26 protein-coding genes are annotated in these 24,908 nt (G+C 63.7%); 15 read left to right on the plus strand and 11 right to left on the minus strand.

Translation table 11 applies throughout. From position 1 onward, the window contains the following. The first annotated feature begins 9 nt into the window (after positions 1-9). Positions 10-729, plus strand: coding sequence for a Crp/Fnr family transcriptional regulator (locus EB233_RS09560; protein WP_064992040.1), 720 nt, complete (start codon positions 10-12; stop codon positions 727-729). Between the two features lie 37 nt (positions 730-766). On the opposite strand, the gene EB233_RS09565 is transcribed toward EB233_RS09560, so the two are convergent. After that, on the minus strand, positions 767-1,264 hold the full coding sequence (locus tag EB233_RS09565) for a YciE/YciF ferroxidase family protein (protein ID WP_064992122.1): 498 nt from the start codon (positions 1,262-1,264) through the stop codon (positions 767-769). Positions 1,265-1,659: 395 nt separating this feature from the next. On the opposite strand from EB233_RS09565, the gene EB233_RS09570 reads away from it, so the two are divergent. Genes EB233_RS09570 through EB233_RS09600 form a run of 7 tightly spaced genes read left to right on the plus strand, consistent with a single transcriptional unit; the run spans position 1,660 to position 9,869 of the window. After that, a complete protein-coding gene (locus EB233_RS09570) occupies positions 1,660-1,749 on the plus strand; it encodes a K(+)-transporting ATPase subunit F (RefSeq protein WP_064992041.1) in 90 nt (29 codons plus the stop codon). A gap of 34 nt (positions 1,750-1,783) precedes the next feature. Next, positions 1,784-3,487, plus strand: coding sequence for a potassium-transporting ATPase subunit KdpA (gene kdpA / locus EB233_RS09575; protein ID WP_064992042.1), 1,704 nt, complete (start codon positions 1,784-1,786; stop codon positions 3,485-3,487). A gap of 25 nt (positions 3,488-3,512) precedes the next feature. Continuing rightward, the gene (locus EB233_RS09580) at positions 3,513-3,728 is read left to right on the plus strand and encodes a hypothetical protein (protein ID WP_064992043.1); all 216 of its coding nucleotides are present in this window, start codon (positions 3,513-3,515) and stop codon (positions 3,726-3,728) included. Next, positions 3,725-5,818, plus strand: coding sequence for a potassium-transporting ATPase subunit KdpB (gene kdpB / locus EB233_RS09585; protein ID WP_064992044.1), 2,094 nt, complete (start codon positions 3,725-3,727; stop codon positions 5,816-5,818). Before EB233_RS09580 ends, kdpB begins: the two co-directional genes overlap by 4 nt. 11 nt (positions 5,819-5,829) lie before the next feature. Beyond that, the gene (gene kdpC / locus EB233_RS09590; protein WP_064992045.1) at positions 5,830-6,393 is read left to right on the plus strand and encodes a potassium-transporting ATPase subunit KdpC; all 564 of its coding nucleotides are present in this window, start codon (positions 5,830-5,832) and stop codon (positions 6,391-6,393) included. A 57-nt stretch (positions 6,394-6,450) separates the two neighbouring features. Next, complete coding sequence (locus tag EB233_RS09595) at positions 6,451-9,183, plus strand: sensor histidine kinase (protein WP_064992046.1); 2,733 nt, start codon at positions 6,451-6,453, stop codon at positions 9,181-9,183. Next, the gene (locus EB233_RS09600; RefSeq protein WP_027056682.1) at positions 9,180-9,869 is read left to right on the plus strand and encodes a response regulator transcription factor; all 690 of its coding nucleotides are present in this window, start codon (positions 9,180-9,182) and stop codon (positions 9,867-9,869) included. The genes EB233_RS09595 and EB233_RS09600 overlap by 4 nt, the downstream gene beginning before the upstream one ends. 19 nt (positions 9,870-9,888) lie before the next feature. Here EB233_RS09600 and EB233_RS09605 read toward each other — a convergent pair whose 3' ends face one another. The 8 genes from EB233_RS09605 to EB233_RS09640 all read right to left on the minus strand — a co-directional run bounded on the left by EB233_RS09605 (position 9,889) and on the right by EB233_RS09640 (position 16,054). Continuing rightward, positions 9,889-11,325 (minus strand): MFS transporter, encoded by a 1,437-nt coding sequence (locus EB233_RS09605; protein ID WP_064992123.1) that lies wholly within the window; start codon positions 11,323-11,325, stop codon positions 9,889-9,891. Positions 11,326-11,618: 293 nt separating this feature from the next. Continuing rightward, entirely contained in the window at positions 11,619-12,104 is a 486-nt protein-coding gene (locus tag EB233_RS09610) for a DUF992 domain-containing protein (RefSeq protein WP_064992047.1), read from the minus strand. Positions 12,105-12,195: 91 nt separating this feature from the next. Beyond that, positions 12,196-12,672 carry a DUF992 domain-containing protein gene (locus tag EB233_RS09615; protein ID WP_027056685.1) on the minus strand — a complete coding sequence of 159 codons (477 nt, stop codon included), beginning with the start codon at positions 12,670-12,672 and terminating at the stop codon, positions 12,196-12,198. A gap of 207 nt (positions 12,673-12,879) precedes the next feature. Beyond that, the gene (locus EB233_RS09620; RefSeq protein WP_064992048.1) at positions 12,880-13,734 is read right to left on the minus strand and encodes a tetratricopeptide repeat protein; all 855 of its coding nucleotides are present in this window, start codon (positions 13,732-13,734) and stop codon (positions 12,880-12,882) included. A 143-nt stretch (positions 13,735-13,877) separates the two neighbouring features. Next, positions 13,878-14,144 carry a 30S ribosomal protein S21 gene (rpsU, locus tag EB233_RS09625; RefSeq protein WP_027056687.1) on the minus strand — a complete coding sequence of 89 codons (267 nt, stop codon included), beginning with the start codon at positions 14,142-14,144 and terminating at the stop codon, positions 13,878-13,880. A gap of 176 nt (positions 14,145-14,320) precedes the next feature. Then, positions 14,321-14,707 carry an SET domain-containing protein gene (locus EB233_RS09630; protein ID WP_064992124.1) on the minus strand — a complete coding sequence of 129 codons (387 nt, stop codon included), beginning with the start codon at positions 14,705-14,707 and terminating at the stop codon, positions 14,321-14,323. Positions 14,708-14,817: 110 nt separating this feature from the next. After that, complete coding sequence (locus EB233_RS09635) at positions 14,818-15,579, minus strand: SDR family oxidoreductase (protein ID WP_064992049.1); 762 nt, start codon at positions 15,577-15,579, stop codon at positions 14,818-14,820. A 109-nt stretch (positions 15,580-15,688) separates the two neighbouring features. Continuing rightward, complete coding sequence (locus EB233_RS09640; protein ID WP_064992125.1) at positions 15,689-16,054, minus strand: DUF2568 domain-containing protein; 366 nt, start codon at positions 16,052-16,054, stop codon at positions 15,689-15,691. A 218-nt stretch (positions 16,055-16,272) separates the two neighbouring features. On the opposite strand from EB233_RS09640, the gene EB233_RS09645 reads away from it, so the two are divergent. From EB233_RS09645 to EB233_RS09675, 7 genes are all read left to right on the plus strand, one after another. Next, positions 16,273-17,526, plus strand: coding sequence for a sarcosine oxidase subunit beta (locus EB233_RS09645; RefSeq protein WP_064992050.1), 1,254 nt, complete (start codon positions 16,273-16,275; stop codon positions 17,524-17,526). 49 nt (positions 17,527-17,575) lie between these two features. Then, entirely contained in the window at positions 17,576-17,872 is a 297-nt protein-coding gene (locus tag EB233_RS09650) for a sarcosine oxidase subunit delta (RefSeq protein WP_027056691.1), read from the plus strand. Then, complete coding sequence (locus tag EB233_RS09655) at positions 17,869-20,862, plus strand: sarcosine oxidase subunit alpha (protein WP_064992051.1); 2,994 nt, start codon at positions 17,869-17,871, stop codon at positions 20,860-20,862. The genes EB233_RS09650 and EB233_RS09655 overlap by 4 nt, the downstream gene beginning before the upstream one ends. Beyond that, the gene (locus EB233_RS09660) at positions 20,855-21,439 is read left to right on the plus strand and encodes a sarcosine oxidase subunit gamma (RefSeq protein ID WP_064992052.1); all 585 of its coding nucleotides are present in this window, start codon (positions 20,855-20,857) and stop codon (positions 21,437-21,439) included. Before EB233_RS09655 ends, EB233_RS09660 begins: the two co-directional genes overlap by 8 nt. Positions 21,440-21,498: 59 nt before the next feature. Further along, positions 21,499-21,729, plus strand: coding sequence for a hypothetical protein (locus EB233_RS09665; RefSeq protein WP_081294347.1), 231 nt, complete (start codon positions 21,499-21,501; stop codon positions 21,727-21,729). Positions 21,730-21,807: 78 nt separating this feature from the next. Beyond that, positions 21,808-22,593: a ThuA domain-containing protein gene (locus tag EB233_RS09670; RefSeq protein ID WP_064992054.1), complete on the plus strand. Its 786-nt coding sequence runs from the start codon at positions 21,808-21,810 to the stop codon at positions 22,591-22,593. Between the two features lie 67 nt (positions 22,594-22,660). Continuing rightward, on the plus strand, positions 22,661-23,710 hold the full coding sequence (locus tag EB233_RS09675) for a Gfo/Idh/MocA family protein (protein ID WP_064992055.1): 1,050 nt from the start codon (positions 22,661-22,663) through the stop codon (positions 23,708-23,710). A 50-nt stretch (positions 23,711-23,760) separates the two neighbouring features. Here the strand turns inward: EB233_RS09675 and EB233_RS09680 are convergent, their stop codons facing one another. Both EB233_RS09680 and EB233_RS09685 read right to left on the minus strand, forming a co-directional pair. After that, the gene (locus EB233_RS09680; RefSeq protein WP_064992056.1) at positions 23,761-24,009 is read right to left on the minus strand and encodes a DUF680 domain-containing protein; all 249 of its coding nucleotides are present in this window, start codon (positions 24,007-24,009) and stop codon (positions 23,761-23,763) included. Between the two features lie 201 nt (positions 24,010-24,210). After that, the gene (locus tag EB233_RS09685; RefSeq protein ID WP_064992057.1) at positions 24,211-24,855 is read right to left on the minus strand and encodes a TetR/AcrR family transcriptional regulator; all 645 of its coding nucleotides are present in this window, start codon (positions 24,853-24,855) and stop codon (positions 24,211-24,213) included. Positions 24,856-24,908: the final 53 nt, after the last annotated feature.

The raw sequence follows: 24,908 nt of genomic DNA on the forward strand, positions 1-24,908 counted from the left end.
GAGATTGCGGTGCTTGAATCCCTTTACCTGAACCTGGGCCAACACGATGCACTGTCAGACGCCGAGAAGGCGCTGCTGGCCGATGCCATGACCTTCGAGCGGCATTTCTCGATCGGCCAGGACATCGTCGCATCGGGATCGCGGCCGACGTATTCGACGCTGATCCTCGACGGGCTGGCGGCGCGCTACAAGGTGCTGGAGAATGGTGGCCGGCAGTTCACGTCATTGCAGGTGCCCGGCGACTTCGTCGATCTCCATGCCTTCCTGCTGAAGACCATGGATCATGGCATCGTCGCCCTGTCGCCCTGTCATGTCATGTTCGCCGATCATGCCCGGCTGCGCACCATCACCGAGCAGGCGCCCCACCTGACAAGGCTGTTGTGGCTGGACACGCTGGTCGACGGCGCCATCCACCGCGAGTGGATCGTCGCCATGGGGCGGCGCTCCAAGACCTCGCATCTGGCCCATCTCGTGTGTGAGCTCTTCGTGCGGTTGCAGGTGGTGCAGCGCACCAACGGCATGAGCTTTCACCTGCCGCTCTCGCAAGCCGAAATGGCCGATGTGCTTGGCCTTTCCGTCGTGCATATGAACCGTGTCATCGGCGCCTTGCGCAAGGTCGGTGTCGTCAGCTGGGCAAACCACACTGTCACCATCCTGGACTGGCACAAGCTGCGGGAAATCGCCGAGTTCGATCCGACCTACCTCAGCATGACGCGCGAGCCGCGCTAGCTAATTTCCGAACGCGGCTCGACGATCATTCAGCAGATTACGCTGCTTCGGCGGCGACGTTCACGGCCGAGTCCGCAATCTGCGTCAGGGCTTCGTCGGTCGCCTTCTCTTCCTTCAGCGTCGCTTCGAGAAGTGTCACGGCGTCGCTCAGCCCGAGTTCGCCGGCCCAGGTCCTCAGCGTGCCGTAACGCGAGATTTCGTAATGCTCGACCGCCTGAGCAGCGGCCAGCAGGCCGGCATCGAGCGCGGGAGATCCCTTGTACTCGTCCATGATCTCGGCGCCTTCCTCGGTGATGCCCATGATGGCGGCACAGGTCTTGCCTACCGGCTTCTTGCCGATCACGCCGAAGACTTTCTCCAGCCTTGCGACATGGCCTTCGGTTTCGGTGCGGTGCTTTTCAAAAGCGGCCTTCAACTCGGCGCTTTGCGTTGCCTTGGCCATTTTCGGCAGCGTCGCCAAGATCTTCTTTTCGGCGAAATAGATGTCTTTCAGCGTGTCATGAAACAGGTCATCGAGCATTTTCTGCTTTGCCATTGTCGTCTCCTTCAGGTGGTCCCTCGGGTCGACAATCTCGCATCGCAGGATTTGTTCCGGCGGTTCGGCCAATGAGCTGCCGCGAGGAGCCGTCCGGCAAAAACCTTTATAAAATTCCTATTTCTTTCCGCTCCGCGCCGTCTCGAACCTTTATGGCGATTGGGTCCATATTCTCGAGGGAAGACACAGCTCGGTCGCGACTATCTATCGTGGCGGAGTGTTTCCATATGGTTTTCGCCTGCCGATCGCAGGCGTACAGTGCGAAGCGCAAATAGAACGAATATAAGGAACATGCACGATGGATATCGTCATTGTTGGGTTAGAGATTTTGTTTTTCGCTTTCTCCATCGCCTACATTAAAATCTGCGACATTCTTTGAACCGGAGGATCGAAACATGCTTCTCGACTATATCCTCGGTGGCGGCGTGACCTTGTTCCTGCTCGTCTATCTGACATACGCCCTCGTTCGTCCAGAACGCTTCTGACCGCAACTGGCGCAAGGCCTGGAAAGCTACTTAAATGACTCTCACCGGATGGTTACAGATCCTCGTTTACTGCGGGATCGTCGTTTTGCTCGTGAAGCCGCTCGGCGGTTACATGTACCGCGTCTTCAATGGCGACCGAACATTCCTTTCGCCGGTTCTAGGCCCGATTGAACGCGGGCTTTATCGAGTATCGGGAACCAGCGAGCGCGAGGAGCAGCACTGGACCGCCTATGCGGCAGGCATCATGTTCTTCAGCCTGGCCAGCTTCCTGGCGCTCTATGCCCTGCAGCGCCTGCAGGGCGTCCTGCCCTACAATCCGGCAGGGATGCCTGCCGTCGAGCAGAACCTCGCCTTCAACACCGCCGTCAGCTTCGTGACCAACACCAACTGGCAGAATTACGGCGGCGAAAGCACGATGTCCTACCTCGTGCAGATGGCCGGCCTGACGGTGCAGAATTTCATGTCGGCGGCGGTCGGCGTCGCCATCGCGGTGGCGCTGATCCGCGGCTTCGCCCGGCATTCGGTCAAGTCGATCGGCAATTTCTGGGTCGATATGACCCGCTGCACGCTCTACATCCTGTTGCCGCTCTCAATCGTGCTCACCCTTGTCTATGTCTGGCTCGGCATGCCGCAGACGCTCGGGCCCTATGTCGACGCCACCACGCTCGAAGGCGCCAAGCAGACGATCGCTCTCGGCCCGGTCGCCTCGCAGGTCGCCATCAAGATGCTTGGCACCAATGGCGGCGGCTTCTTCAACGCCAATGCCGCGCATCCTTTCGAAAACCCCGATGCGATCTCCAACCTGATCCAGATGGTGACGATCTTCGCGCTCGGCGCCTCGCTCACCAACGTCTTCGGCCGCATGGTCGGCAATCAGCGCCAGGGCTGGGCGATCCTGGCCACGATGGGCGTGCTGTTCATCGCCGGTGTCGCCATCTGCTACTGGGCGGAAGCGTCGGGCAATCCGCTGGTGCATGCGCTGGGCATCGACGGCGGCAACATGGAAGGCAAGGAGAGCCGCTTCGGCATTGCCTTGTCGGCCCTGTTCGCCGTCATCACCACGGCCGCGTCCTGCGGCGCGGTCAACGCCATGCATGACAGTTTCACCGCCATCGGCGGCTTCATCCCGATGATCAACATGCAGCTTGGCGAAGTCATCGTCGGCGGCGTCGGCGCCGGCTTCTACGGCATCATCATGTTCATCGTCGTCGCCGTGTTCGTCGCCGGCCTTATGGTTGGCCGCACGCCCGAATATCTCGGCAAGAAGATCGAGGCCAAGGAGGTCAAGATGGCGATGCTCGCCATCCTCTGCCTGCCGCTGGCGATGCTGACGTTCACAGCCATCGCGGTCGTGCTGCCAAGCGCCGTGGCCTCGATGGCCAATGGCGGTCCGCACGGCTTCTCCGAAGTTCTCTATGCTTACACTTCGGCGGCCGCAAACAACGGCTCGGCCTTTGGTGGCCTTTCCGGCAACACGCCCTGGTACAACATCACGCTCGGGGTCACCATGTGGATGGGGCGCTTCTTCGTCATCATTCCAGCGCTTGCCATCGCCGGCTCGCTGGCGACGAAGAAGACGGTGCCGGCGTCGGCCGGTACCTTCCCGACCGACGGCCCGCTGTTCGTCGGGCTGCTGGTCGGCGTCATCCTGATCGTCGTGGGTCTCACCTTCTTCCCGGCGCTGGCGATCGGTCCGATCGTCGAACACCTGGCCATGATCCATGGGCAGACATTCTGAGAGCGCCCCGTCTTAGGTAAAAATCATGTGCTGGTTCAACATCATGCGACGCAAGGTCGAGCGTCGGAGCGACAGGGAGGGGGAGACAATCCCCCCTCCTTTCCCGACCGTGTCCACATTCCTCGGCATAGCGGCAGTCATGATCGTGGTCTGGCTGCTGGTCTACGGGCCGCCGCATCTTCCTTCGGCATCCGATCGATCGGTGCCTGCCAACAATATCGATACTGGAGCCAACAAATGAGCCAGTCCAAATCCGCCAGCATCATGGATGCCGGCATCCTGTGGCCCGCCATCGGCGGAGCCTTCAGGAAGCTCAACCCGCGCACGCTGATCAGGAACCCGGTGATGTTCGTCGTCGCCGTCGTCTCGGCGCTGACGACAGTGCTGTTCGTCAGGGACCTGATCACCGGCGGCGGCGACTTCAAGTTCACGCTACAGATCATCATCTGGCTGTGGTTCACGGTGCTCTTCGCCAATTTCGCCGAAGCCGTCGCCGAAGGCCGCGGCAAGGCGCAAGCCGACTCGCTGCGCAAGGCGCGCACCGAGACCCAGGCCAAGCTTCTGACCGGTGAGGATCGCACGAAATACAAACTGGTGCCTGGCACCAGCCTGAAAGTCGGCGATGCCGTGCTGGTCGAGGCCGGCGACATCATCCCGTCGGACGGCGAGGTGGTCGAGGGCGTCGCCTCGGTCAACGAGGCGGCGATCACAGGCGAATCCGCGCCGGTCATCCGCGAATCCGGCGGCGACCGTTCGGCGGTGACCGGCGGCACGCAGGTGCTGTCCGATTGGATCCGCGTGCGCATCACCGCGGCATCGGGCCATACCTTCCTCGACCGCATGATCTCGCTGGTCGAAGGTGCCGAGCGCCAGAAGACGCCGAACGAGATCGCCCTCAACATCCTGCTCGTCGGCATGACGCTGATCTTCGTGCTGGCTACGGCGACGATTCCAAGCTTTGCCTCCTATTCTGGCGGCTATATCTCGGTGACCGTGCTGGTCGCCCTGTTCGTCACCCTGATCCCGACCACAATCGGCGCGCTTTTGTCGGCGATCGGCATCGCCGGCATGGACCGGCTGGTGCGCTTCAATGTGCTGGCGATGTCGGGCCGCGCCGTCGAGGCAGCCGGCGACGTCGACACGTTGCTGCTCGACAAGACCGGCACGATCACGCTCGGCAACCGCCAGGCGACGGAATTCCGTCCGGTCAAGGGCGTCACCGAACAGGAACTCGCGGATGCGGCCCAGCTTGCCTCGCTCGCCGACGAAACGCCGGAGGGGCGCTCGATCGTCGTCCTGGCCAAGGAGAAGTACGGCATCCGCGCCCGTGACATGGCAACGCTGCATGCCACCTTCGTTCCCTTCACCGCGCAGACCCGTATGAGCGGCGTCGACGTCGACGGCTCATCGGTGCGCAAGGGCGCTGTTGATTCCGTGCTTGCCCATGTCAACCAGCCGACATCAGCCGCCCACGGCACACGTCCCAGCAGCGATTCCGTCAGGGATCTGCAGGCGGTCGCCGACGAGATCGCCAAGTCCGGCGGCACCCCGCTGGCAGTCGAGCGTGACGGGCGTCTGCTGGGCGTCGTCCATCTCAAGGACATCGTCAAGGGCGGCATCAGCGAGCGCTTCACGGAACTGCGGCGCATGGGCATCCGCACGGTGATGATCACCGGCGACAATCCGTTGACGGCCGCCGCGATCGCGGCGGAAGCAGGCGTCGACGACTTCCTTGCCCAGGCCACGCCCGAGGACAAGCTGAAGCTGATCCGCGACGAACAGGCCAAGGGCAAGCTGGTCGCCATGTGCGGCGACGGCACCAACGATGCGCCCGCGCTTGCCCAGGCCGATGTCGGCGTCGCCATGAACACCGGCACGGTCGCGGCGCGCGAAGCCGGCAACATGATCGATCTCGACAGCGATCCGACCAAGCTCATCGAGATCGTCGAGATCGGCAAGGCCCTGCTGATGACGCGCGGCTCGCTGACGACCTTCTCGATCGCCAACGATGTTGCCAAGTACTTCGCCATCATTCCGGCGATGTTCGCCGTCTTCTACGTTGCGCCCGGACAGACCACCGGCCCGCTGCAGGCGCTCAACATCATGCATCTGTCGACGCCGCAGAGCGCCATCCTGTCGGCCATCATTTTCAACGCGCTGATCATCATCGCGCTGATCCCGCTGTCGCTGAAAGGCGTCAAGTATCGTGCGATCGGCGCCGGCGCGCTGCTCAGCCGCAACCTTCTGGTCTATGGCCTCGGCGGCATCATCGTCCCCTTCGTCGGCATCAAGGCGATCGACATGATCGTCACCGCCCTCGGCCTCGCTTAAGGATCATTCCGATGCTCAAACAACTTAGACCCGCGATCATCATGATCGTTTTCTTCACGATCCTGACCGGCCTGATCTATCCCCTGGGCATGACCGGCATCGCCCAGGCGCTGTTCCCGCGCCAGGCCAATGGCAGCCTGATCGAGAAGGATGGCAAGGTCATCGGTTCCGAACTGATCGGCCAGGCCTTCGCCAGCGACAAGTATTTCCATGGCCGGCCTTCCGCGGCCGGCAATGGTTACGACGCAACCGCCTCCGGCGGCACCAATCTCGGCCCGACCAACCCCAAGCTGATCGAGCGTATCAAGGGCGATGCCGAAAAGCTTAAAGCGGAGAACCCGAATGTGCCCGTGCCGATGGACATGGTGACGACGTCCGGCAGCGGGCTCGATCCGCAGATCAGCCCGGAGGCCGCCTATTTCCAGGTTCCGCGCGTCGCCAAGGCCAGGGGCATCGACGAAGCCAAGGTCAAGGCGCTTGTCGATAGCCAGGTCGAGGGCAGGGAACTCGGCTTCATGGGAGAGCCTGTGGTCAACGTGCTGGCCCTCAACCTGGCGCTGGACGCCGCTAAATAGGCGATGGCAAGGGCCGGGGATCGACAGCATCCCCGGACCTCTTCATGATCGATCCTGATGCCGGAAGACAGAAGCAACGAAAACAGACCTTCCCCCGACGCGCTGCTCGAGCATGCCGAGCGGGAGGGACGCGGCCGTCTGCGGATATTCCTCGGCGCCGCACCCGGGGTCGGCAAGACCTACGAAATGCTGATGTCGGGCCGTGCCAGGCTGGCCGACGGCGTCGACGTGGTGATCGGCGTCGTCGAGACCCATGGCCGCAAGGAAACCCAGGCCCTGGTCGAGGGTTATGAAGTCATTGCGCGCCGCAAGGTCGACTACAAGGGGCGCATCCTCGACGAGATGGATATCGACGCCATCCTCGCCCGGCGCCCGGCGCTGGTTCTCGTCGATGAACTCGCCCATACCAATGCGCCCGGCAGCCGCCACCCCAAGCGCTATCTCGACGTCCAGGAGATCCTGGCGCGCGGCATCGACGTCTACACGACGCTCAACATCCAGCATGTCGAGAGCCTGAACGACGTCGTCGCGCAGATCACCCGGGTCAGGGTGCGCGAGACGGTTCCCGATTCCATTATCGACCAGGCGGATGACGTCGAAATCATCGACCTCACGCCCGACGACCTGATCAAGCGGCTGGAAGAGGGAAAGGTCTATTTCCCCAACACCGCGCAGCGCGCCATCGAGAATTATTTCTCGTCGGGCAATCTGACGGCGCTGCGCGAACTGGCGCTACGCCGCACCGCCCAGCGTGTCGACGAGCAATTGCTCAATCACATGCAGTCCCATGCCATCCAGGGTCCCTGGGCCGCGGGCGAGAGGGTGCTCGTCTGCGTCGACCCGCGCCCGGGGGGTGCTGCCCGCATCCGCTACGCACGCAGGCTGGCCGACCGGCTGCGTGCGCCATGGACGGCGCTGCATGTCGATACGCCCCGTTCGGCCGGCATGTCGGAGGAAGACAAGGACCGGCTCGCCACGCTCATGCGCCTTGCCGAACAACTCGGCGCCGAGGCGACGACCATTCCCGGCCAGAATGTCGCGCAAGACATCGTGCGCCATGCGACTGCGAACAATTTCACCCATATCGTGGTCGGCAGGCCGACGCGGTCGCGCTGGCGCGAATTGATCGAGGGTTCGCTCACCTACGACCTGATCCGCAATGCCGGCGACATCAGCGTCCATGTCATTTCGGGGACCGAAAGGGATGCCGAGGCGACGCCGCGAAGGGTCAAGGCGGCGGCCGAGCAGAAGCAGTTCCAGATATGGCCCTATCTGCTCGCCACGACCTATGTCGCGGGATCATTGGCCCTCAGCGCTGTCCTCGACCAGTTTCTCGACGTCCGCAATCTGGCCATCGTCTTCCTCCTGGGGGTTTTGACGTCGGCGGTGGCCGGCGGCCTTTGGCCGGCGCTCTATGCCTGCTTCCTCAGTGCCCTTGCCTTCAACTATTTCTTCCTCGAGCCGCGCTACACGCTGACGATCCGCGATCCCGAGAGCATCGTCGCGCTCGCCGTCTTTCTTGCCGTCGCAGTCATCGCCAGCAATCTCGCCGCGCGCATGCAACGCCAGGCAGTTGCTGCCCGCTCGCGGGCACGGGCCACCGAGGACATCTACCTCTTCTCCAAGAAACTCGCCGGCGCCGGCACGCTCGACGATGTGTTGTGGGCCACCGCCTTCCAGATCGCCTCGATGCTGAAGCTGCGCGTGGTGCTGCTTCTGCCCGAGAACGGCACCATCACCGTAAAGGCCGGCTATCCGCCCGACGATACGCTGGCCGAGGCCGATATCGCCGCCGCGCGCTGGGCCTGGGAGCACAACCGTGCCGCGGGGCGCGGCGCCGACACGCTGCCCGGCGCCAAGCGTCTTTATCTGCCTTTGCGGACAGGCCGCACCGCGATCGGTGTCGTCGGCCTCGACAATGACAAGCAGGGCCCGCTGCTGACGCCCGAGCAACAGCGCTTGCTCGATGCGCTGGCCGACCAGGCGGCGGTGGCGATCGAACGCGTCCAGCTCGTCGCCGATGTCGACCGCGCCAAGCTCGCTGCCGAAGCAGACCGGCTGCGCTCGGCCCTGCTGACCTCGATTTCGCATGATCTGAAAACGCCGCTCTCGGCCATCATGGGAGCGGCCGGTACGCTCAAGGAATTCGCGCCTGATCTGCCCGAGCAGGACCGGGCGGAGCTTCTATCGACGGTGATCGACGAATCGGAACGGCTGAACCGCTTCATCGCCAATCTGCTCGACATGACCAAGATCGAGTCCGGGGCGATGGAGCCGAACTATGCCCTGCATTATGTCGGCGACGTCGTCGGTACGGCGCTCAACCGTGCCCGCAAGATCACCGGCGAACACAAGATCGAGGTCGATATTCCGCCCGACCTGCCGATGCTGAAGCTCGATCCCGTGCTGTTCGAACAGGTCCTGTTCAACCTTCTCGACAATGCATCGAAATATTCGCCGCCCGGCTCGACGGTCCGCGTGCAGGGATGGGCCGATAATGGATCCGTCATGGTGCAGATCATGGATGAGGGGCCGGGCATTCCGGCGCAGGACCTCGAACGCGTGTTCGACACTTTCTACCGGGTGCGCAAGGGCGACCAGGTCCGCGCCGGCACCGGGCTCGGCCTGTCGATTTGCCGCGGCTTTGTCGAATCGATGGGCGGCACGATCTCGGCCGCCAACCGGACCGACCGCCCCGGTGCCGCCTTCACCATCACGATGCCGGTGCCTACGGAAGCGCCCGATATCGACAATCGCGGCGAAGAGACCAGCGTGGATCAGCTTCGATGACAAATCTGAATGTCAGGATACTGGTCGTCGATGACGAGCCGCCGATCCGCAAGCTGCTTCGGGTCGGGCTCGGCAGCCAGGGCTACGCAATCAGCGAGGCGCCGAACGCCAAGGTGGCGATCGAACTGATGGAACAGGAAAGGCCGGACCTGGTGCTGCTCGATCTCGGCCTGCCAGGAATGGGTGGCCATGAGTTGTTGCGCAAATGGCGTGACGAGGGTCTCGACATTCCCGTCGTCATCCTCTCCAGCCGCACCGACGAAGCCGGCATCGTCCAGGCGCTGGAACTCGGCGCCGACGACTATGTCACCAAGCCGTTCGGCATGAACGAGCTGGTGGCGCGCATCCGCGTGGCGCTGCGGCACAAGTTCCAGCAGCAAGGCGAGAAGCCGGTCTTCCAGAGCGGCGACCTCAGCGTCGATCTGGTCAAGCGCATCGTCAAGGTCGAGGGCAAGGAGATAAAGCTGTCGCCCAAGGAATACGACATACTGCGGATCCTGGTGCAGCATGCCGGCAAGGTGCTGACCCACCATTTCATCCTGAAGCAGATCTGGGGCGATACGACCGACGTGCAGTATCTCAGGGTCTATGTGCGGCAGCTCAGGCAGAAGATCGAGAAGACCCCCGACCAGCCGCGCTACATCACCACCGAGACCGGTGTAGGCTACCGGCTGCGCGTCGAGTGAACGGGTCCTCTCGATGGAGTCAGCCTAAGGCTCCGAGCGGCCGGTTTGGCGCCGCTGAGGCCCGCAAGGCTGCCAGACAGCCGAGGATGCCAAGCGGCACAAAGGCAAGGAACAGCCAGCTCGCGACATTGGCCGCCGCGTCGTGGTTCAGGCCTTGCGAAAAGCCGCTGGCATTGGCGACGATGCCGGCAAGCGCCGCACCCACGGCATAGCCGATGCGTTGCATGGTCGGCACCGCCGCCGAGGCGATGGTCTGCTCGTCGTCAGGGGCGGAGGCGACGATGACGCGGGTCAGGAACGGCCAGGCAATGCCGAAGCCGCCGCCCTGCAACAGGGCGCAGACCAGGATCAGCGGGATCGAGCCCAGCGGTATCGTATAGGCGAAGCCGGCAATGCCCGCCGCGATCATCAGCGCGCCGCAGACGATGATCAGCCGTTCGCGTCGCGGCGGTGCGTTGGCGACGAGGATTGACAGGATCGACCAGGCGATCGATTCAGCGGCGATGATGTAGCCGGTGGTCAGCAACGGAATGTCGTGCAGGCTGGTCAAAAGCAGCGGTCCATAGACGCCGAAGGAACAGGTGGCGACGGAAAAGGCGGCGACCATGGTCATGCCGGCGCCGACCGGCGTGCGCCACGAGAACAGCCGCGACGGGAACAGCCGCGAGCGAGGCTTCCTTGCGTCGATGGCAAAAAACAGCGCCAGGCCGGCGAGGCCAAGCACGATCAGCAGCGAGGAGCGCAGCACGGCGATGTCGACGCCGGCCGAGGCGATCAGCACCACGGCGACGGCAAGGCAGCCAAGGGCGGCGAACGGGAAGGGCGGTACCTTGCCCCCGCTTGTGCTCGGTCGCGTCGCCTCCGGCGTGTCGAGCACAAGGAAGCTGGCCAGCGCCATGGCGATGCCGCCTAGAGTGAAGACGCCAAACGCCCAGCGCCACGACAGCAATTCGGTCATGATCGCGCCCAGCAAAGGGCCGCTGAATGCCGCGACGCCCCAGATCGCCGACATGATGCCGAAAAGCTGCGGCCAGATGGCGCGCGAAAACAGCCGCTCGACCGAGACAAAGGCCAGCGACACCAGCGCGCCGCCGCCCAGCCCCTCGATGAGGCGGCCGGCCAGGAACAGTTGCATGGAAGGCGAGGTGGCGCAGAGCAGCGCCCCGGCGGCGTAGAGAAGGGCCGCGACCACCATATTCGTGCGCAGCGCCACATAGCTGACCAGCCGCCCGGCGGCAGCGCCTGCGACGATGGCGCCGAGCTCGTAGATCGCCAGCGACCAGCCGACGAGCTGCACTCCTGCCAGTTCGCCGACCATGGCCGGCATGACGGTCGCCACCATCGTCTCATTGGTGGCGTGCAGCAGGATGCCAAGGCTGATGAAGCAGAAGCGCGCCAGGTCGCCGCTCGCCCACAATGCGCGCCAGTCGACCCTGTTTTTGCCGATGTCGGTCATGTCCACCCCATGTTTTTCATATCGCGATGCCGGCGCGTGGCGCCAGAAGCCAGCAAGGCCTTCCGGCAGGACCATGCGCGGCGGGCGCTCTTCAGTGGGCTGGCTTGTAGGACCTCAACCGCGGTTGAGCTCAAGCGGTTTGTCTCAGTGGACCATCGCAACGTTCGAGATTGGCCGAAGCCTTCCCAACTTCGTCATCCTCGGGTCTTCGCGACGCCGCTACGCGGCTGCTCCGCCCGTGGATGACGAAGCCTCGGGATGCGCCTCTTCATCTCACCGGTGAGGTGCACCAGTCAGTTCTCGGTGCTGCGCAGCTGGAACTGGCTGACGCCGATGGCGAGATTGATGCCGGTCTGCGTCTGCAGGCTGAGCGGCTGGAGGGTGAAGGCCTGCGAGGAGCCGCCGACCAGAAGATTGGCGCCGGCGCCGACCGCCGCGGTCACCTCGGCGCTGGCCCCGATATAGTCGCCGGCCAGCGCGCCGGGCGCGTAGATGTTCTTCAGCGGCGTCAACACCAGCCATTGCATCACCGCCTGCTTCGTCGTGCCGATGTCGAGGCCGTATTTGTTGACGGCGCCGAAATAGGCTTCCGGCGCGAAGCTCTTGTCGGTCGGCGTGAAGGTGCAGCTCAGATCCTTGCTCGAGCCGAAGATAAAGCCGGTGCCGCCCGATATGGCGCATTCAAGCGTGCCGAGTTCGATGCCCCGGTCCTGTGCTTGCGCCTGCGTCGCGCCAAGCAGGGTTGCAATCACGGCAGCGGCGATGGCTGTTCTCGGCATATTCTTCCCCCCAAAATCAAACGGCGCGAAACCATCCTATCTGGTTCCGCGCCGCAGGGTGAGGGGTCGTGGAGCGCGTGGCTCCATCCACTTACTTGAGCGAGTGGATCAACTCCAGCGAGGTCACGGCGACGGCGAGATTGACACCGGTCTGTGCCTGGACGCTGAGCGGCTCCAGCATGAAGGCGCTGTCGAAGCCACCGACCAGCAGGTTGGCACCACCGCCGGTGACGACGCTCGCCTCGGCGTTGACGCCATAGTAGTTGCCGGCGAGATCGCCTGCATCCCGGTCGCGGGTCGCGGCGAAAACCGCCCAGATCAGCTGGCCCTGATGCGTCTGGCCGAGATCGACGCCAAGCTTGGAGATGACGCCGGTGTAGATCTCCGACGGCCCGTGATGGTAGGGACGGAAGACGCAGGACACGCCCTTGTTTGAGCCGACGACGAAGGATGTGCCGCCGTCGATGGTGCAGTCGAGCGTGCCGAGCTGCAGCTTGCCGGCGCTGGCCGGAGCGGCTGCGAACACCGTCGTGGCGAGCGCCGCGGCGCAGGCGAGTTTCTTGATCATGGGAGCGTCCTTTCGTAATTGCCATTGAACAACGGCTTCAATGGCCAGACCGTTCCGCCGAAAACTTGGCGCGAACAAGGCAAGCGTCGACGGCTTGTCGCGGGGGTTAACGCGGGGTTGTCGGATTGGCAGCGATCTTCAGCGCCGCGTGTCCTTTTGGACACGCAAACAAGCTGCAATGGTCAGCCGGATCTGCTGAAGCCGATATTAGCTGGCGCCGGCGCCGACACGCGACAAGCCGTCCTTGGCCGGCTGGTAGCTGGGGTTGAGGCGCACGGCTTCGCGATAGGATTTCGCGGCCTTCGCCTTGTCGCCGCGCCGCTCGTAGATCAGCGCCTGGTTGGCCCAGGCCTCGGCGTTTTGGCCGTCGAGCTTGATGGCCATGTTGAAGTCGGAGAAGGCGTTGTCCTCGTCGCCCGTGGCCAGGTAGGAGAGGCCACGACCGTTGTAGGGTTCGGCGGCATCCGGCGCCAGCGAGATGGCGGTCGAGAAATCCTCGATGGCGAATTTGTGCTGGCCCTGGCTCTGATAGATCAGGCCGCGATTGTGGTAGGCGCGCGCATCCGTCGTGTCGAGCTGGATCGCCTTCTGGAAGTCGTTGAAGGCATCCTGGGTGCGGCCTGCCTTGCGGTAGAGATTGCCGCGGCCGATATAGGCGGCGTCATAATTGCCGTTGATCTGGATCGAGCGGTTGTAGTCGGCGAGAGCCGCTTCCTGGTTGCCGAGGAAGCGCTGGATGAGCGCGCGGTTCGAATAGGCCTGGAAGAAATTCGGATTGAGCTGGATGGCCTGGTTGAAGTCCTTGAGCGCCGCCTGGTACTGGCCGCCGCGGCCATAGGCCGAGCCGCGCACATTGTAGCCCTCGGGATCCTGGGGATTGCGCTGGATGACCGCCGACAGCGAGGAGATGTTCTCGCTCGAGCCTTGCGCCTTGTCGATGTTGTTGAACTCGCCGGTCGGACCCGACGTCTGGCAGCCGGCAAGCACCAGTCCGGAAAGCAGGGCCGCTGTCAGGGCGAAACCACGCAATGCGGTTCCGCGCTCCACGCTCGTTGCGTTCATGTCTGCCCTGTCCTCACTTCAAGCCGCGCCGTTCAGGCCCGGATCCCCCCTCCGGGCCGGGTCACATCAAAATAAAAAGGTGGCGGCGATTCCGCATCGCGCCACCTTGGTATCCTTCGAAAAGGACGAAATATTGGCGATAATCAGCGCGGCGGACGCGCTGCACCGGCAGCACCGCCAGCAGGCACCGGACGCGGCGTCATCGGCAGCAGGCCTTCGCGCTGGGCGCGCTTGCGGGCCAGCTTGCGGGCGCGGCGCACGGCCTCGGCCTTTTCGCGGGCGCGCTTCTCGGACGGCTTCTCGTAGTGACCGCGCATCTTCATTTCGCGGAAAATGCCTTCGCGCTGCATCTTCTTCTTGAGCGCGCGAAGCGCCTGATCAACGTTATTGTCGCGGACGAGTACCTGCACGGGCAATCCTGTCTTTCGGGTTTGATATCAACAGGCAAGCAGCCATAGCCACTAGCCTCCGCGGCGGTCGACACCACGAATTGTGGCGGCTGATAGCAGAATCAGGCCGCGCTGTCCACAGTCGAAATGCAGGACAACAGCCAAATTGCCACGGTCGCCCCGAGATAGGGCGCCAACTAGGCGGTGGCCAGGTGCAGCCGCTCGAAATCCTCGAAGAACTCGCCGTAGTCGCAGGTGATCTCTTCGCCTGTCGCGATGTCGCGGGTCGCGGTCGCGCCGCCATATTGGGAAAAGTCGGTGTTCGGCGTCGCCGAATGGTTCATGAAGCGGCCATTGTCGACTTCATAGACCATGAAGCCAGGCCGATCCGGGCTCGGATAGGCATAGCGGTCGAGCAATTCCTTCAGAGGCTGCGGTGCTGCCTCGTATTTGTCCATCGGGATCAGCCGGTCGAAATCCGGGTCGAGGCGCCAGATCGAGGCGCCCTTCCGGATCGGCTCGGCGGCGAACATGCCGACGCCTTCGATCGCGCTCGCGGCCACATAGGTTCGGATCAGCATCATGGTTTCGGGACCCGTTTCGACAGGAAACGGAATCGCCAAATCGCGCGGAAAAAGCAAGCCCGGCTGCCTGCGTCAAAGCAGCGAGACCGCCTGTCCCCTGCAAAAAACCTTCACGTCCGGTTGATCGAGACGCCGCCATCGGCAAACAGCGCGGTTCCCGTGGTGAAACTCGAGGCATCGGAGGCGAGATAGAGCGCCGAGCGGGCGATCTCTTGCGGCTGTGCCATGCGTTTCAGGGCATGGATGCCTTCGACGAAAGCGCGGGCTTCGGGCGTGGTCGTCGTCGCGCCGGGCGTGTCGGTGCCGCCGGGCAGCAATGCGTTGACGCGCAGGCCTTGCGGCCCGTATTCGGCGGCCAGAACCTGCGTCAGGCCGATCAGGCCGGCCTTGGCGGCGGCGTAGGCGGCCATGCCCGGCATGCCGGCGGTGTAGCCGACAAAACTCGAGGTGAAGATCAGCGAACCGCCGCCGCGCTCCAGCATCGCCGGTATCTGGTACTTCGCGCCGAGAAAGGCGCTGGTCAGGTTGGTCTCCATCGTGTCGTGCCATGCCGCCGGCATCATGTCGGGCAGCGGTGCCATCAAGCCGACGGCCCCGGCATTGTTGAAAGCTATGTCGAGGCCGCCGAAGCTTTCGACCGCCAGATCGACGAGGGCCTTTGCATAGGCCTCGTCCCTGACGTCGCCGGCAAGTGCGACGGCCGTGCCATCCGCCGCGTCCGATATCTCGGCGACAAGCGTATCAAGTTCGGCCTGACGGCGGGCGGAGACGACAATCCTGGCGCCTTCCTCGGCGAAAAGCTTTGCCGTGGCGCGGCCGATGCCGGAACTGGCGCCGGTGACGATGGCGATCCTGTTGGCGAGTGCGAGCATTTTTTTGCATCCCTGTTCCTGGCGCCGATGTCGCCGGCAATCGGGATGCCTGATCGCAGACCGAGCAGGTCGGAGCCACCCGAAACCTGCGATGCCTCGCCAGTCCGAACTATTGCCTCAGCAGCCAACCGAGGCGGTCGAGCGAAAAGGCGTAGCTAATGGCGATGAGCAGGGCGACGACGACGCCTGTGGTCGCATAACCGGCGGCATAGAACCCTGCCGCACCGCCGAACAGGATGACGAGTTCCAGTGCCAGCCGCACGGCCCCCGGAACCGGTACTGGCGCACGGCCTGACCGGCTTGGATCGTCGAGTACCGCGAAGGAGCCCCACAAGACAGCCGCAATGAGGGGTAACGCTAGGCCCAGGACCCAGCGCTCCCATCCGCTCGAGAAAGTCCAGCCCGCCATGCCCAGGCCGAGCAAGGCCGCAAGCTCCAATAGGAAGCGCAACGTCAAATTCCACCCATTGCCCATGATCGTCCTCCGGAGTTTGGCCACGGACAATGTGACTTAAGGTCTTCGTGGGTGCCAGAGAGCATGCCTCTTTTTCGGCGTGGCGCAAAACGGCAAGCGCCGTCGCAAACAGCGCAAGGGTGGCAGCGCTGTTTCGCTAGTGATACACCTCGCGGGCCGGGGCCCAGTGAACGCCCTGCCGCCATATGCCATGCCTCTTTGGCGCGAGGGTTGCGACGTTGAAAAAATATTCGGTATTCGCCATCGCCCGAGAGGCCATGCGCGGCCACAAGGGTTGGGAGGAACAGTGGTCCTCGCCGGAGCCCAAGAAGGAATATGACGTCATCATCGTCGGCGCCGGCGGCCACGGCCTGGCCACCGCCTATTATCTCGCCACCGTACACGGCATCACCAATGTCGCGGTGCTGGAAAAGGGCTGGCTCGGCGGCGGCAACACCGGCCGCAACACCACCATCATTCGTTCCAACTATCTCTATGACGAGAGCGCCGGCATCTATGACCATGCGCTGAAGCTGTGGGACGGGCTGTCCCAGGAGCTCAACTACAACGTCATGTATTCGGCGCGCGGCGTCATGATGCTCGCCCACAATGTGCACGACATCCAGGTGTTGAAGCGCCACGTCCACGCCAACCGGCTGAACGGCATCGACAATGAATGGCTGTCGCCGGAGCAGGCCAAGGAATTCTGCCCGCCACTCAACATCTCCAGGGATGCCCGTTATCCGGTCGTGGGTGCTGCCCTGCAGCGGCGTGGCGGCACGGCGCGCCACGACGCGGTGGCGTGGGGCTATGCCCGCGGCGCTTCGGCGCGCGGCGTCCACATCATCCAGAATTGCGAGGTTACCGGCGTCAAGCGGGCCGCCAATGGCGCGGTCATGGGCGTCGACACGACGCGCGGCTTCATCGGCGCCAAGAAGGTCGGCGTCGTCGCCGCCGGCCATTCCTCGGTCATCATGAACATGGCCGGCGTGCGCATGCCGCTGGAAAGCTATCCGCTGCAGGCGCTGGTGTCGGAACCTATCAAGCCGGTCGTGCCTTGCGTGGTGATGTCGAACACCGTGCACGCCTATATCTCGCAGTCCGACAAGGGCGAGTTGGTGATCGGCGCCGGCACCGACCAGTATGTCTCCTATTCGCAGACCGGCGGCCTGCACATTCTGCAGCACACGCTGGACGCCATCTGCGAGATGTTCCCGATCTTCACGCGCATGAAGATGCTGCGCTCCTGGGGCGGCATCGTCGATGTCACGCCCGACCGCTCGCCGATCCTAGCCAAGACGCCGGTGCCCGGCCTCTACGTCAATTGCGGCTGGGGTACGGGTGGCTTCAAGGCGACGCCGGGTTCGGGTCATGTCTTTGCCCACACCATCGCCAAAGACGATCCGCACCCGATCAACGCGCCCTTCACCATCGAGCGCTTCCGTACCGGCCGCCTCATCGACGAGGCGGCGGCGGCGGCGGTCGCGCATTGATCATGGCCTGCAGACTACTTGGCCACAGCGAATTTTAGGGAACAAGAAAATGCTTCTCATCCGCTGCCCCTATTGCGAGGAAGAGCGCCCGGAGCTCGAATTCCGCAACGCCGGCGAGGCGCATATTGCGCGCTCGGCCAACATGGCGGGCGAGAGCGATGATGATTTCGAGAAGTTCTTCTTCATCCGTTCGAACCCCAAGGGCATCATCTATGAGCGGTGGCGCCACATGCATGGCTGCGCGCGCTTCTTCAACGCGGTGCGCGACACCGTCACCGATAAGTTCGTCATGACCTACAAGGCCGGCGAACCCAAACCCGCCAAGCTGCCGGGAGCATCCAAATGAGCGGCGCGTTCCGCATCCCGAGAGCCGGTCGCCTCAGCCAGGCCAAGACCGCGCGATTCTCGTTCGACGGCCAGTCCTATACCGGAATCGAGGGCGATACGCTGGCGTCCGCGCTGCTTGCCAATGGCGTGCATCTGGTCGGCCGCTCGTTCAAGTACCACCGTCCGCGCGGCTTCCTGTCGGCCGGCGCGGAAGAACCCAATGCGCTGGTGCAGATCGTGCGCGACGACGCACGCAAGACGCCGAATGTGCGGGCGACCGTGCAGGAACTCTATGACGGGCTCGTCGCCAACTCGCAGAACCGCTGGCCATCGCTGGCCTTCGACGTCAGCGCGGTCAACGACCTGGCGTCACCGCTATTTTCGGCCGGCTTCTACTACAAGACCTTCATGTGGCCGAAGGCGGCCTGGAAGAGCCTTTACGAGCCCAAGATTCGCGAAGCCGCCGGCCTTGGCGTTTCGCCCGACAAGCCCGATCCCGACCATTATTCCTCGCGCTACGCGCATTGCGACGTGCTGGTGCTGGGCGGCGGTGCCGCCGGCATCGCGGCGGCGTTGGCGGCGGCCGAGACCGACGTGCGTGTCATCCTGGCAGACGAGCAGGCCGAGTTCGGCGGCAGCCTTCGTTTCGAGACGGGGGCGAGGATCGACGGCCAGGACGGTTTTGCCTGGGCTAAAGGTGCGATCGCCAGGCTGAGCGCGATGGACAATGTCCGCGTGCTTTCGCGCACGACGGCGTTTGGCTATTACGCGCAGAATTTCGTCGGCCTGGTCGAGCGCGTCAGCGATCACCTGAAAGCCCCCGGCCATGACTTGCCGCGCGAGCGGCTGTGGCAGGTGCGCGCCAAGCGTGTCGTGCTGGCCTCGGGAGCCATCGAGCGCCACATGGTGTTCGCCAACAACGACCGGCCGGGCATCATGCTGGCGGGCGCGGCGCGCACCTTCCTCAACCAGTATGGCGTGGCGGTCGGCAGGAATGTCGGCGTCTACACTGCCAATGATTCCGCTTACGCCGCGGCGATCGACCTGAAGAAGGCCGGCGTCAACGTGGCGGCGATCGTCGATCTGCGCGACAACCCGACCGGACCGGTGATCGACGAGGCGCGGGCGCTCGGCATCGAGATCAATTTCGGACGCGCGGTGATCCGCGCCGGCGGCAAATTGCGGGTGTCGTCGATGACCGTGCAGCCGAAGAATGGCGGCGGCGAGCGCACCATTGCCGTCGACGCGATCCTGATGTCGGCGGGCTGGACGCCGTCGGTACATCTGTTCTCGCAGTCGCGCGGCAAGGTCGCCTTCAACGACGAGACCAAGCGCTTCGTGCCGGGCACCTATGCGCAAGACTGCGTCTCGGTCGGCGCCTGCAACGGCACCGACGGGCTGTCGGCAACGGTGGACGAAGCCTATGCGGCCGGCGCCAAGGCAGCCAAGGATGCGGGTGCCAAAACCGTAAAGGGCACCAAGCCTAAGGTCGATGCCTCGGAGAGCTGGTCGCGCGGCATGCTGGGCGCGGCGCCCGGCGCCGGACCGGACACCACGGTGAAGGCGTTCGTCGACTTCCAGAACGACGTTACCGCCAAGGACATCCGTCAGGCGGTGCATGAAGGCATGCGCTCGATCGAGCACGTCAAGCGCTTCACCACCAACGGCATGGCCACGGACCAGGGCAAGACCTCCAACATGCACGGCCTGGCGATCGCCGCGGAGACGTTGGGCAAGCCGATCCCCGAAGTCGGCCTGACCACCTTCCGTGCGCCCTACACGCCTGTCACCTTCGGTGCGATCGTCAGCCATGCACGCGGGCCGCTGTTCGATCCGACGCGCAAGACGGCGACGCATCCGTGGGCCGAAGCGCAAGGCGCGGTGTTCGAGGATGTCGGGCAGTGGAAGCGCGCCTGGTATTTCCCGAAAACCGGCGAAGACATGCATGCGGCGGTCGACCGCGAATGCGTTGCCGTTCGTACCACGGCCGGCCTGTTCGATGCCTCGACGCTCGGCAAGATCGAAGTGGTCGGGCCGGATGCGGCGAAATTCATGGAACTGCTCTACACCAATCCGTGGGAGAAGCTGGAGCCGGGCCGTTGCCGATACGGCATCATGCTGCGCGAGGACGGCTTCATCTATGATGACGGCGTCGTCGGCAGGCTGGCGCCGGATCGTTTCCATGTGACGACGACGACCGGCGGCGCGCCGCGCGTCATGAACCATATGGAGGACTATCTCCAGACCGAGTTCCCGGATCTCAATGTCTGGCTGACCTCGATCACCGAGCAGTGGGCGGTCATCGCGGTGCAAGGCCCCAAGTCGCGGGACATCATCGCACCGCTGGTCGAAGGCATCGACATGTCGGATGAGGCGCTGCCGCATATGTCGGTGCGTGAAGGCAAGATCTGCGGCGTGCCAACAAGGCTGTTCCGCATGTCGTTCACCGGCGAGCGCGGCTTCGAGGTCAACGTGCCGGCCGATTACGGCCAGGCCGTGTGGGAAGCGCTGTGGGCCGAAGGCCAAAAGCATGGTGCCACGGCCTACGGCACCGAAGCCATGCACGTGCTGCGCGCCGAAAAAGGCTACATCATCGTCGGCCAGGATACGGACGGCACGGTGACGCCGAACGATGCCGGGCTCGACTGGGCCGTCGGCAAAAAGAAGGCCGACTTCGTCGGTATCAGAGGCATGGCGCGGCCGGATCTGGTCGCCAAGGACCGCAAGCAACTGGTTGGTCTGAAGACCAAGGACCCCAAGGTGGTGCTGGAAGAGGGCGCGCAGATCGTCGAGGATCCCAAACAAGCGATCCCGATGAAGATGATCGGCCATGTCACCTCGAGCTACTGGTCGCAGAATTGCGGCCGCTCGATCGCGCTGGCACTGGTTGCCGGCGGCCGCGATCGGGTGGGCGATACGCTTTATGTGCCGATGCCGAACGGGGTGATCGAAGTGGAGGTTACCGGCATGGTGTTCTTCGACGAGACGGGAGGGCGCCTCAATGGCTAAGGCCGCTGCAAAGAAAACGGCTCCGGTCGCATCGCCTTCGGTCGAGCGCCGCCCTGCATTGGCTGGGCGCAGCACGTCCGCGACAGGCGTCAAGGTCGAAGTACTGCCGCCGGCCGAACGCATCTCGCTGCGCGCGCCGGAGGCTTCGGCCGCGGCGCTTTCGAAGGCGCTCGGCGTGACCTTGCCGAAAAAGCCCAAAACCTCGGCATCGAAAGCAGGCCGCACCGCACTGTGGCTTGGCCCCGACGAATGGCTGGTCATCGACGATGCCGGCAAAGACCCGCTCGCCGATTGCGCCACGGTCGCCGCGTTGCATTCGGCGGTCGGCATCTCGCATCGCAACATCGCGATCTCCGTCGCTGGTCCGGCGGCCGAAGCCGCGATCAATTCGGGCTGCCCGCAGGATCTTTCGCTCGAAGCCTTCCCGGTGGGAGCGGCCTCGCGCACCATCCTCGGCAAGGCCGAGATCGTGCTGTTGCGCACGGCCGCCGACGCATTCCGGGTCGAGTGCTGGCGTTCCTTCTCGGACTATGTCTTTACTTTCCTGTCCGAGGGAGCACGCGACGCGGCCGGCTGACCCCGGAACGTTTGCCGCCGGCGCCCGTTGTGCGGCAACAGGTCGAGGGAGAACTGCCGATGCCGTCAAAATCCGCACCGAAATCGCCGGTGAAAAAGACGCCGGCTGTTCGTTCGCTTGAGCATGAGCGGCATCACGAGGCCGACGCCGAGGAGGAACTCGAGGAAGGCCTCGAGGACACGTTCCCGGCCAGCGACCCGGTCTCCATCACCAGTTCGGCGATCCCCGGTGCGCCGGCCAAGCCGGGCAAGGCCAAGACCGTGCCCGGACGGAAAACCCGCAAGCCCTGATTTTCAGCAAATTTGATCGAGACGCGTCTTCCCAAGCCATCGTCAGATGAGATATTCAAAGCGCTTTGGAGAGGAAAAATGCCGATAAAAGCTGTCGTCTGGGGCGAGAACGTCCATGAGCAGACCAATGCCGCCGTGCGCGAACTCTATCCGCTGACCATGCACGGCACGATTGCCGCGGCGCTCAACCAGGACAAGGGCATCGAGGCGACCACCGCCACCTTGCAGGAGCCGGAACACGGCCTGAGCGAGAAGCGCATGGCGGCCACCGACGTGCTGATATGGTGGGGCCATGCGGCGCATGGCGAGGTCAAGGACGAGATCGTCGAACGCGTGCAAAAGCGGGTCTGGGAAGGCATGGGGCTGATCGTGCTGCATTCGGGCCACTACTCGAAGATCTTCAAGCGGCTGATGGGCACGCCCTGTTCGCTGAAATGGCGCGAGGCGGGCGAGCGCGAACGCGTCTGGGCGATCAACCGCAGCCATCCGATCGCGCAAGGCATCGGCGAATGCCTGGAGATCGGCGAGACGGAAATGTATGGCGAGCCGTTCGCGGTGCCGGAGCCGTTGGAGACGGTGTTCGTGTCCTGGTACGAGGGCGGCGAAGTGTTCCGGTCGGGACTGACCTACCAGCGCGGCGCCGGCCGCATCTTCTATTTCTCACCCGGCCACGAGACCTATCCGATCTACCACAATGAGGGCGTGCAACAGGTGCTGCGCAATGCGGTGCACTGGGCGCACAACCCGGCACCCGCATGGTCCGGCATCACCAACGCGCCGAACGTGCCGACGGACAAGGCCAAGGAGAAGATCGTCCAGAAGGGCCTGCGCCTGCATGCCGACGGCGACAAGGGCCTGAGTTAATGGGGGGCCTGCGTTAATGGGGGGCCTGCGTTAATGGGGGGCTTGAGTTAATGAGGGACCTGATCTGATGCATCGACTGCTCCTGCTCGGCACCGGCTGGATCGCCGGACATCATATCGAGGAGTTCGCCAAGGTTTCTGGCTGCGGCATTGTCGCCTGTGTCGATCAACTGCCTGGCCGCGCGGCGGCGTTTGCCGCTGCCAACCAGATCGGCGTTTCCTTCGAGAGCCTAGAAGCGGCGATCGCCTGGGGTGAATTCGACGCCGCCATCAACGCGACGCCGGACGGTGTGCACAAGGCGACGACGCTGGCGCTGCTTGCGGCGGGGAAACATGTCTTTTGCGAAAAGCCGCTGGCGCCAAACCATGCCCACGCGCTCGAGATGGTGCGCGCCGCCGAGGCGGCAGGCGTCATCAACATGGTCAATCTCACCTACCGCAATTCACCGGCGATCCAGGAAGCGCGGCGTCAAGTGTTGGCGGGCGCGATCGGCGAATTGCGCCATGTCGAGGCGAGCTACAAGCAGAGCTGGCTGGTCAGCAAGTCCTGGGGGGACTGGCGTGTCGAGGACAAATGGCTGTGGCGCCTTTCCACCCGGCACGGTTCGACGGGGGTTCTGGGCGATGTCGGCATCCACATCCTGGACTTCGCTACCTATGGCGCGGCTCAGGATATTGTCAGTCTGCATGCCGATCTGGTGACGTTTCCGAAGGCCGAGGGCAACCAGATCGGCGACTATGTGCTGGACGCCAACGACAGCGTGGCGATGACGGCGCGGCTGAAGTCCGGTGCGCTGGCAACGATCATGGCGAGCCGCTACACGACCGGCCACGGCAATGACCTGTCGCTGGCGCTGCACGGCACCAAAGGAGCGCTCAAGGTCGAGACCGACGGTAAGGCAGCGCGGCTGTCGGCGTGCCTGGGAGAGGATGTCGATGTTCAGCTCTGGCGAGAGCTGACACTGCCAGAGGTAAAGCGCAACGCCCGGCGCTTTGTCGACGCGCTGGATAGCAGACAGAACGGCGATCCGTCCTTCCGGCGCGCCGCCGACATGCAGAAGCTGATCGACGCGGCCTTCGAGAGTTCAGCAACCAAGCTGCCGGTCTCGATCGGCTGAAATCATCTCCTGGCCGGCTGTTCCGGCCAGGACCGACCTGCCGAAGACAATCAGAACGCGCTCGGCACGATCCACGGATTGATGCTGATTCCGAGGCGCGGGCCCTTGCCTTCAGCGGTGTTTTCCGTGGTGGCCTTCTTCTCGACCGAACCGGTCGAGGCGCAATCGAGCTTCACATTGGCCTTGGTGTCCACGCAGGTCGCGGCCGGCAGGTGCTTTACCGGATGGGTGGTGTTGGCGGCAAAGGCCGAGCCGGAAAGGGCCAGAACGGCGGCGAGGGTGAGGAGGGTCTTTTTCATTGTCAGTCTCCGTTTCGACGGCTGAATTCTTTTTCGTACATGTACGATGTGTCGTACAGATACGACTGCCGATAGCGAAGTTCAAGTCAGAATCGTACGCGTACGATAAACATTTTGTTAACCAAGAAATTTGCCCCCGGTCTGGCTAGGCCCCGGTCTGGCAAAAGTGGCGAGGAAGTATGGAAACGAAGGAGATGTCGTTCAGCAGTTGACCGGTGTTTCGGTCAGTGGTGGCACGTTCTGCGTGCTAAGCGCGGCCATTTGGAAATCGCACATCCGCTTCACGAAGGCATACGGGTCGCCGAAGGGATAGAAAGGGAAGGTGATCAGCAGCGAGATCGTGCCGTGGCCCACCGCCCACAGCATGGTGGCGATGGCGCGCGGGTCGCCCTGCAGCTTGCCAGCGGCGACACAGGCTTCGACCCGGGTGATCAGCGCCTTCATCGCCGGGTTGGCCTCGTGCATCTCTTGAAAACTCCGGCCTTCCGGGGGCCTGGTTTTTTCGGTCATGAAGACAGTGCGATATTCATTGGGATTGCCGAGCCCGAACGCGGCATATTCGGTCATCACCGCCCGCAAGGCTTCGATCGGATCATCTGACGAGTGCTCCTCGATGCGGCGGGCCAGCGTCTCGAAGGCGTCCTCGGCAAGTGCAAACAGAATGTCCTGCTTGTCGGCGAAATAGGAATAGACCGACATCGGCGCGTAGCCGACCCGCTTGGCCAGTTTGCGGATCGTCAGGCCTTCATAGCCTTCTTCCTGGACAAGCTTATGAGCGGCCTCGACCAGCTCGGAGCGCAGTTCGGCCTTCTGTTTTTCGCGGCGTTTCTGGACGCTCGGCGGCAAATCCGGTGCCTTTCGGTGGTGTCTGGGTTGGTTGGTGTCTGGCTAAATTATAT

It is taken from the genome of Mesorhizobium erdmanii, from assembly GCF_013170725.1.
GTDB classification, from domain to species: Bacteria; Pseudomonadota; Alphaproteobacteria; order Rhizobiales; family Rhizobiaceae; genus Mesorhizobium; species Mesorhizobium erdmanii.

Coding starts and splice junctions, on each gene's coding strand:
- EB233_RS09565 (WP_064992122.1), bottom strand. CDS start 1,264: ATGGCAAAGCAGAAAATGCTCGATGACCTGTTTCATGACACGCTGAAA.
- EB233_RS09570 (WP_064992041.1), top strand. CDS start 1,660: ATGCTTCTCGACTATATCCTCGGTGGCGGCGTGACCTTGTTCCTGCTC.
- kdpA (WP_064992042.1), top strand. CDS start 1,784: ATGACTCTCACCGGATGGTTACAGATCCTCGTTTACTGCGGGATCGTC.
- EB233_RS09580 (WP_064992043.1), top strand. CDS start 3,513: ATGTGCTGGTTCAACATCATGCGACGCAAGGTCGAGCGTCGGAGCGAC.
- kdpB (WP_064992044.1), top strand. CDS start 3,725: ATGAGCCAGTCCAAATCCGCCAGCATCATGGATGCCGGCATCCTGTGG.
- kdpC (WP_064992045.1), top strand. CDS start 5,830: ATGCTCAAACAACTTAGACCCGCGATCATCATGATCGTTTTCTTCACG.
- EB233_RS09595 (WP_064992046.1), top strand. CDS start 6,451: ATGCCGGAAGACAGAAGCAACGAAAACAGACCTTCCCCCGACGCGCTG.
- EB233_RS09600 (WP_027056682.1), top strand. CDS start 9,180: ATGACAAATCTGAATGTCAGGATACTGGTCGTCGATGACGAGCCGCCG.
- EB233_RS09605 (WP_064992123.1), bottom strand. CDS start 11,325: ATGACCGACATCGGCAAAAACAGGGTCGACTGGCGCGCATTGTGGGCG.
- EB233_RS09610 (WP_064992047.1), bottom strand. CDS start 12,104: ATGCCGAGAACAGCCATCGCCGCTGCCGTGATTGCAACCCTGCTTGGC.
- EB233_RS09615 (WP_027056685.1), bottom strand. CDS start 12,672: ATGATCAAGAAACTCGCCTGCGCCGCGGCGCTCGCCACGACGGTGTTC.
- EB233_RS09620 (WP_064992048.1), bottom strand. CDS start 13,734: ATGAACGCAACGAGCGTGGAGCGCGGAACCGCATTGCGTGGTTTCGCC.
- EB233_RS09630 (WP_064992124.1), bottom strand. CDS start 14,707: ATGATGCTGATCCGAACCTATGTGGCCGCGAGCGCGATCGAAGGCGTC.
- EB233_RS09635 (WP_064992049.1), bottom strand. CDS start 15,579: ATGCTCGCACTCGCCAACAGGATCGCCATCGTCACCGGCGCCAGTTCC.
- EB233_RS09640 (WP_064992125.1), bottom strand. CDS start 16,054: ATGGGCAATGGGTGGAATTTGACGTTGCGCTTCCTATTGGAGCTTGCG.
- EB233_RS09650 (WP_027056691.1), top strand. CDS start 17,576: ATGCTTCTCATCCGCTGCCCCTATTGCGAGGAAGAGCGCCCGGAGCTC.
- EB233_RS09655 (WP_064992051.1), top strand. CDS start 17,869: ATGAGCGGCGCGTTCCGCATCCCGAGAGCCGGTCGCCTCAGCCAGGCC.
- EB233_RS09660 (WP_064992052.1), top strand. CDS start 20,855: ATGGCTAAGGCCGCTGCAAAGAAAACGGCTCCGGTCGCATCGCCTTCG.
- EB233_RS09665 (WP_081294347.1), top strand. CDS start 21,499: ATGCCGTCAAAATCCGCACCGAAATCGCCGGTGAAAAAGACGCCGGCT.
- EB233_RS09670 (WP_064992054.1), top strand. CDS start 21,808: ATGCCGATAAAAGCTGTCGTCTGGGGCGAGAACGTCCATGAGCAGACC.
- EB233_RS09675 (WP_064992055.1), top strand. CDS start 22,661: ATGCATCGACTGCTCCTGCTCGGCACCGGCTGGATCGCCGGACATCAT.
- EB233_RS09680 (WP_064992056.1), bottom strand. CDS start 24,009: ATGAAAAAGACCCTCCTCACCCTCGCCGCCGTTCTGGCCCTTTCCGGC.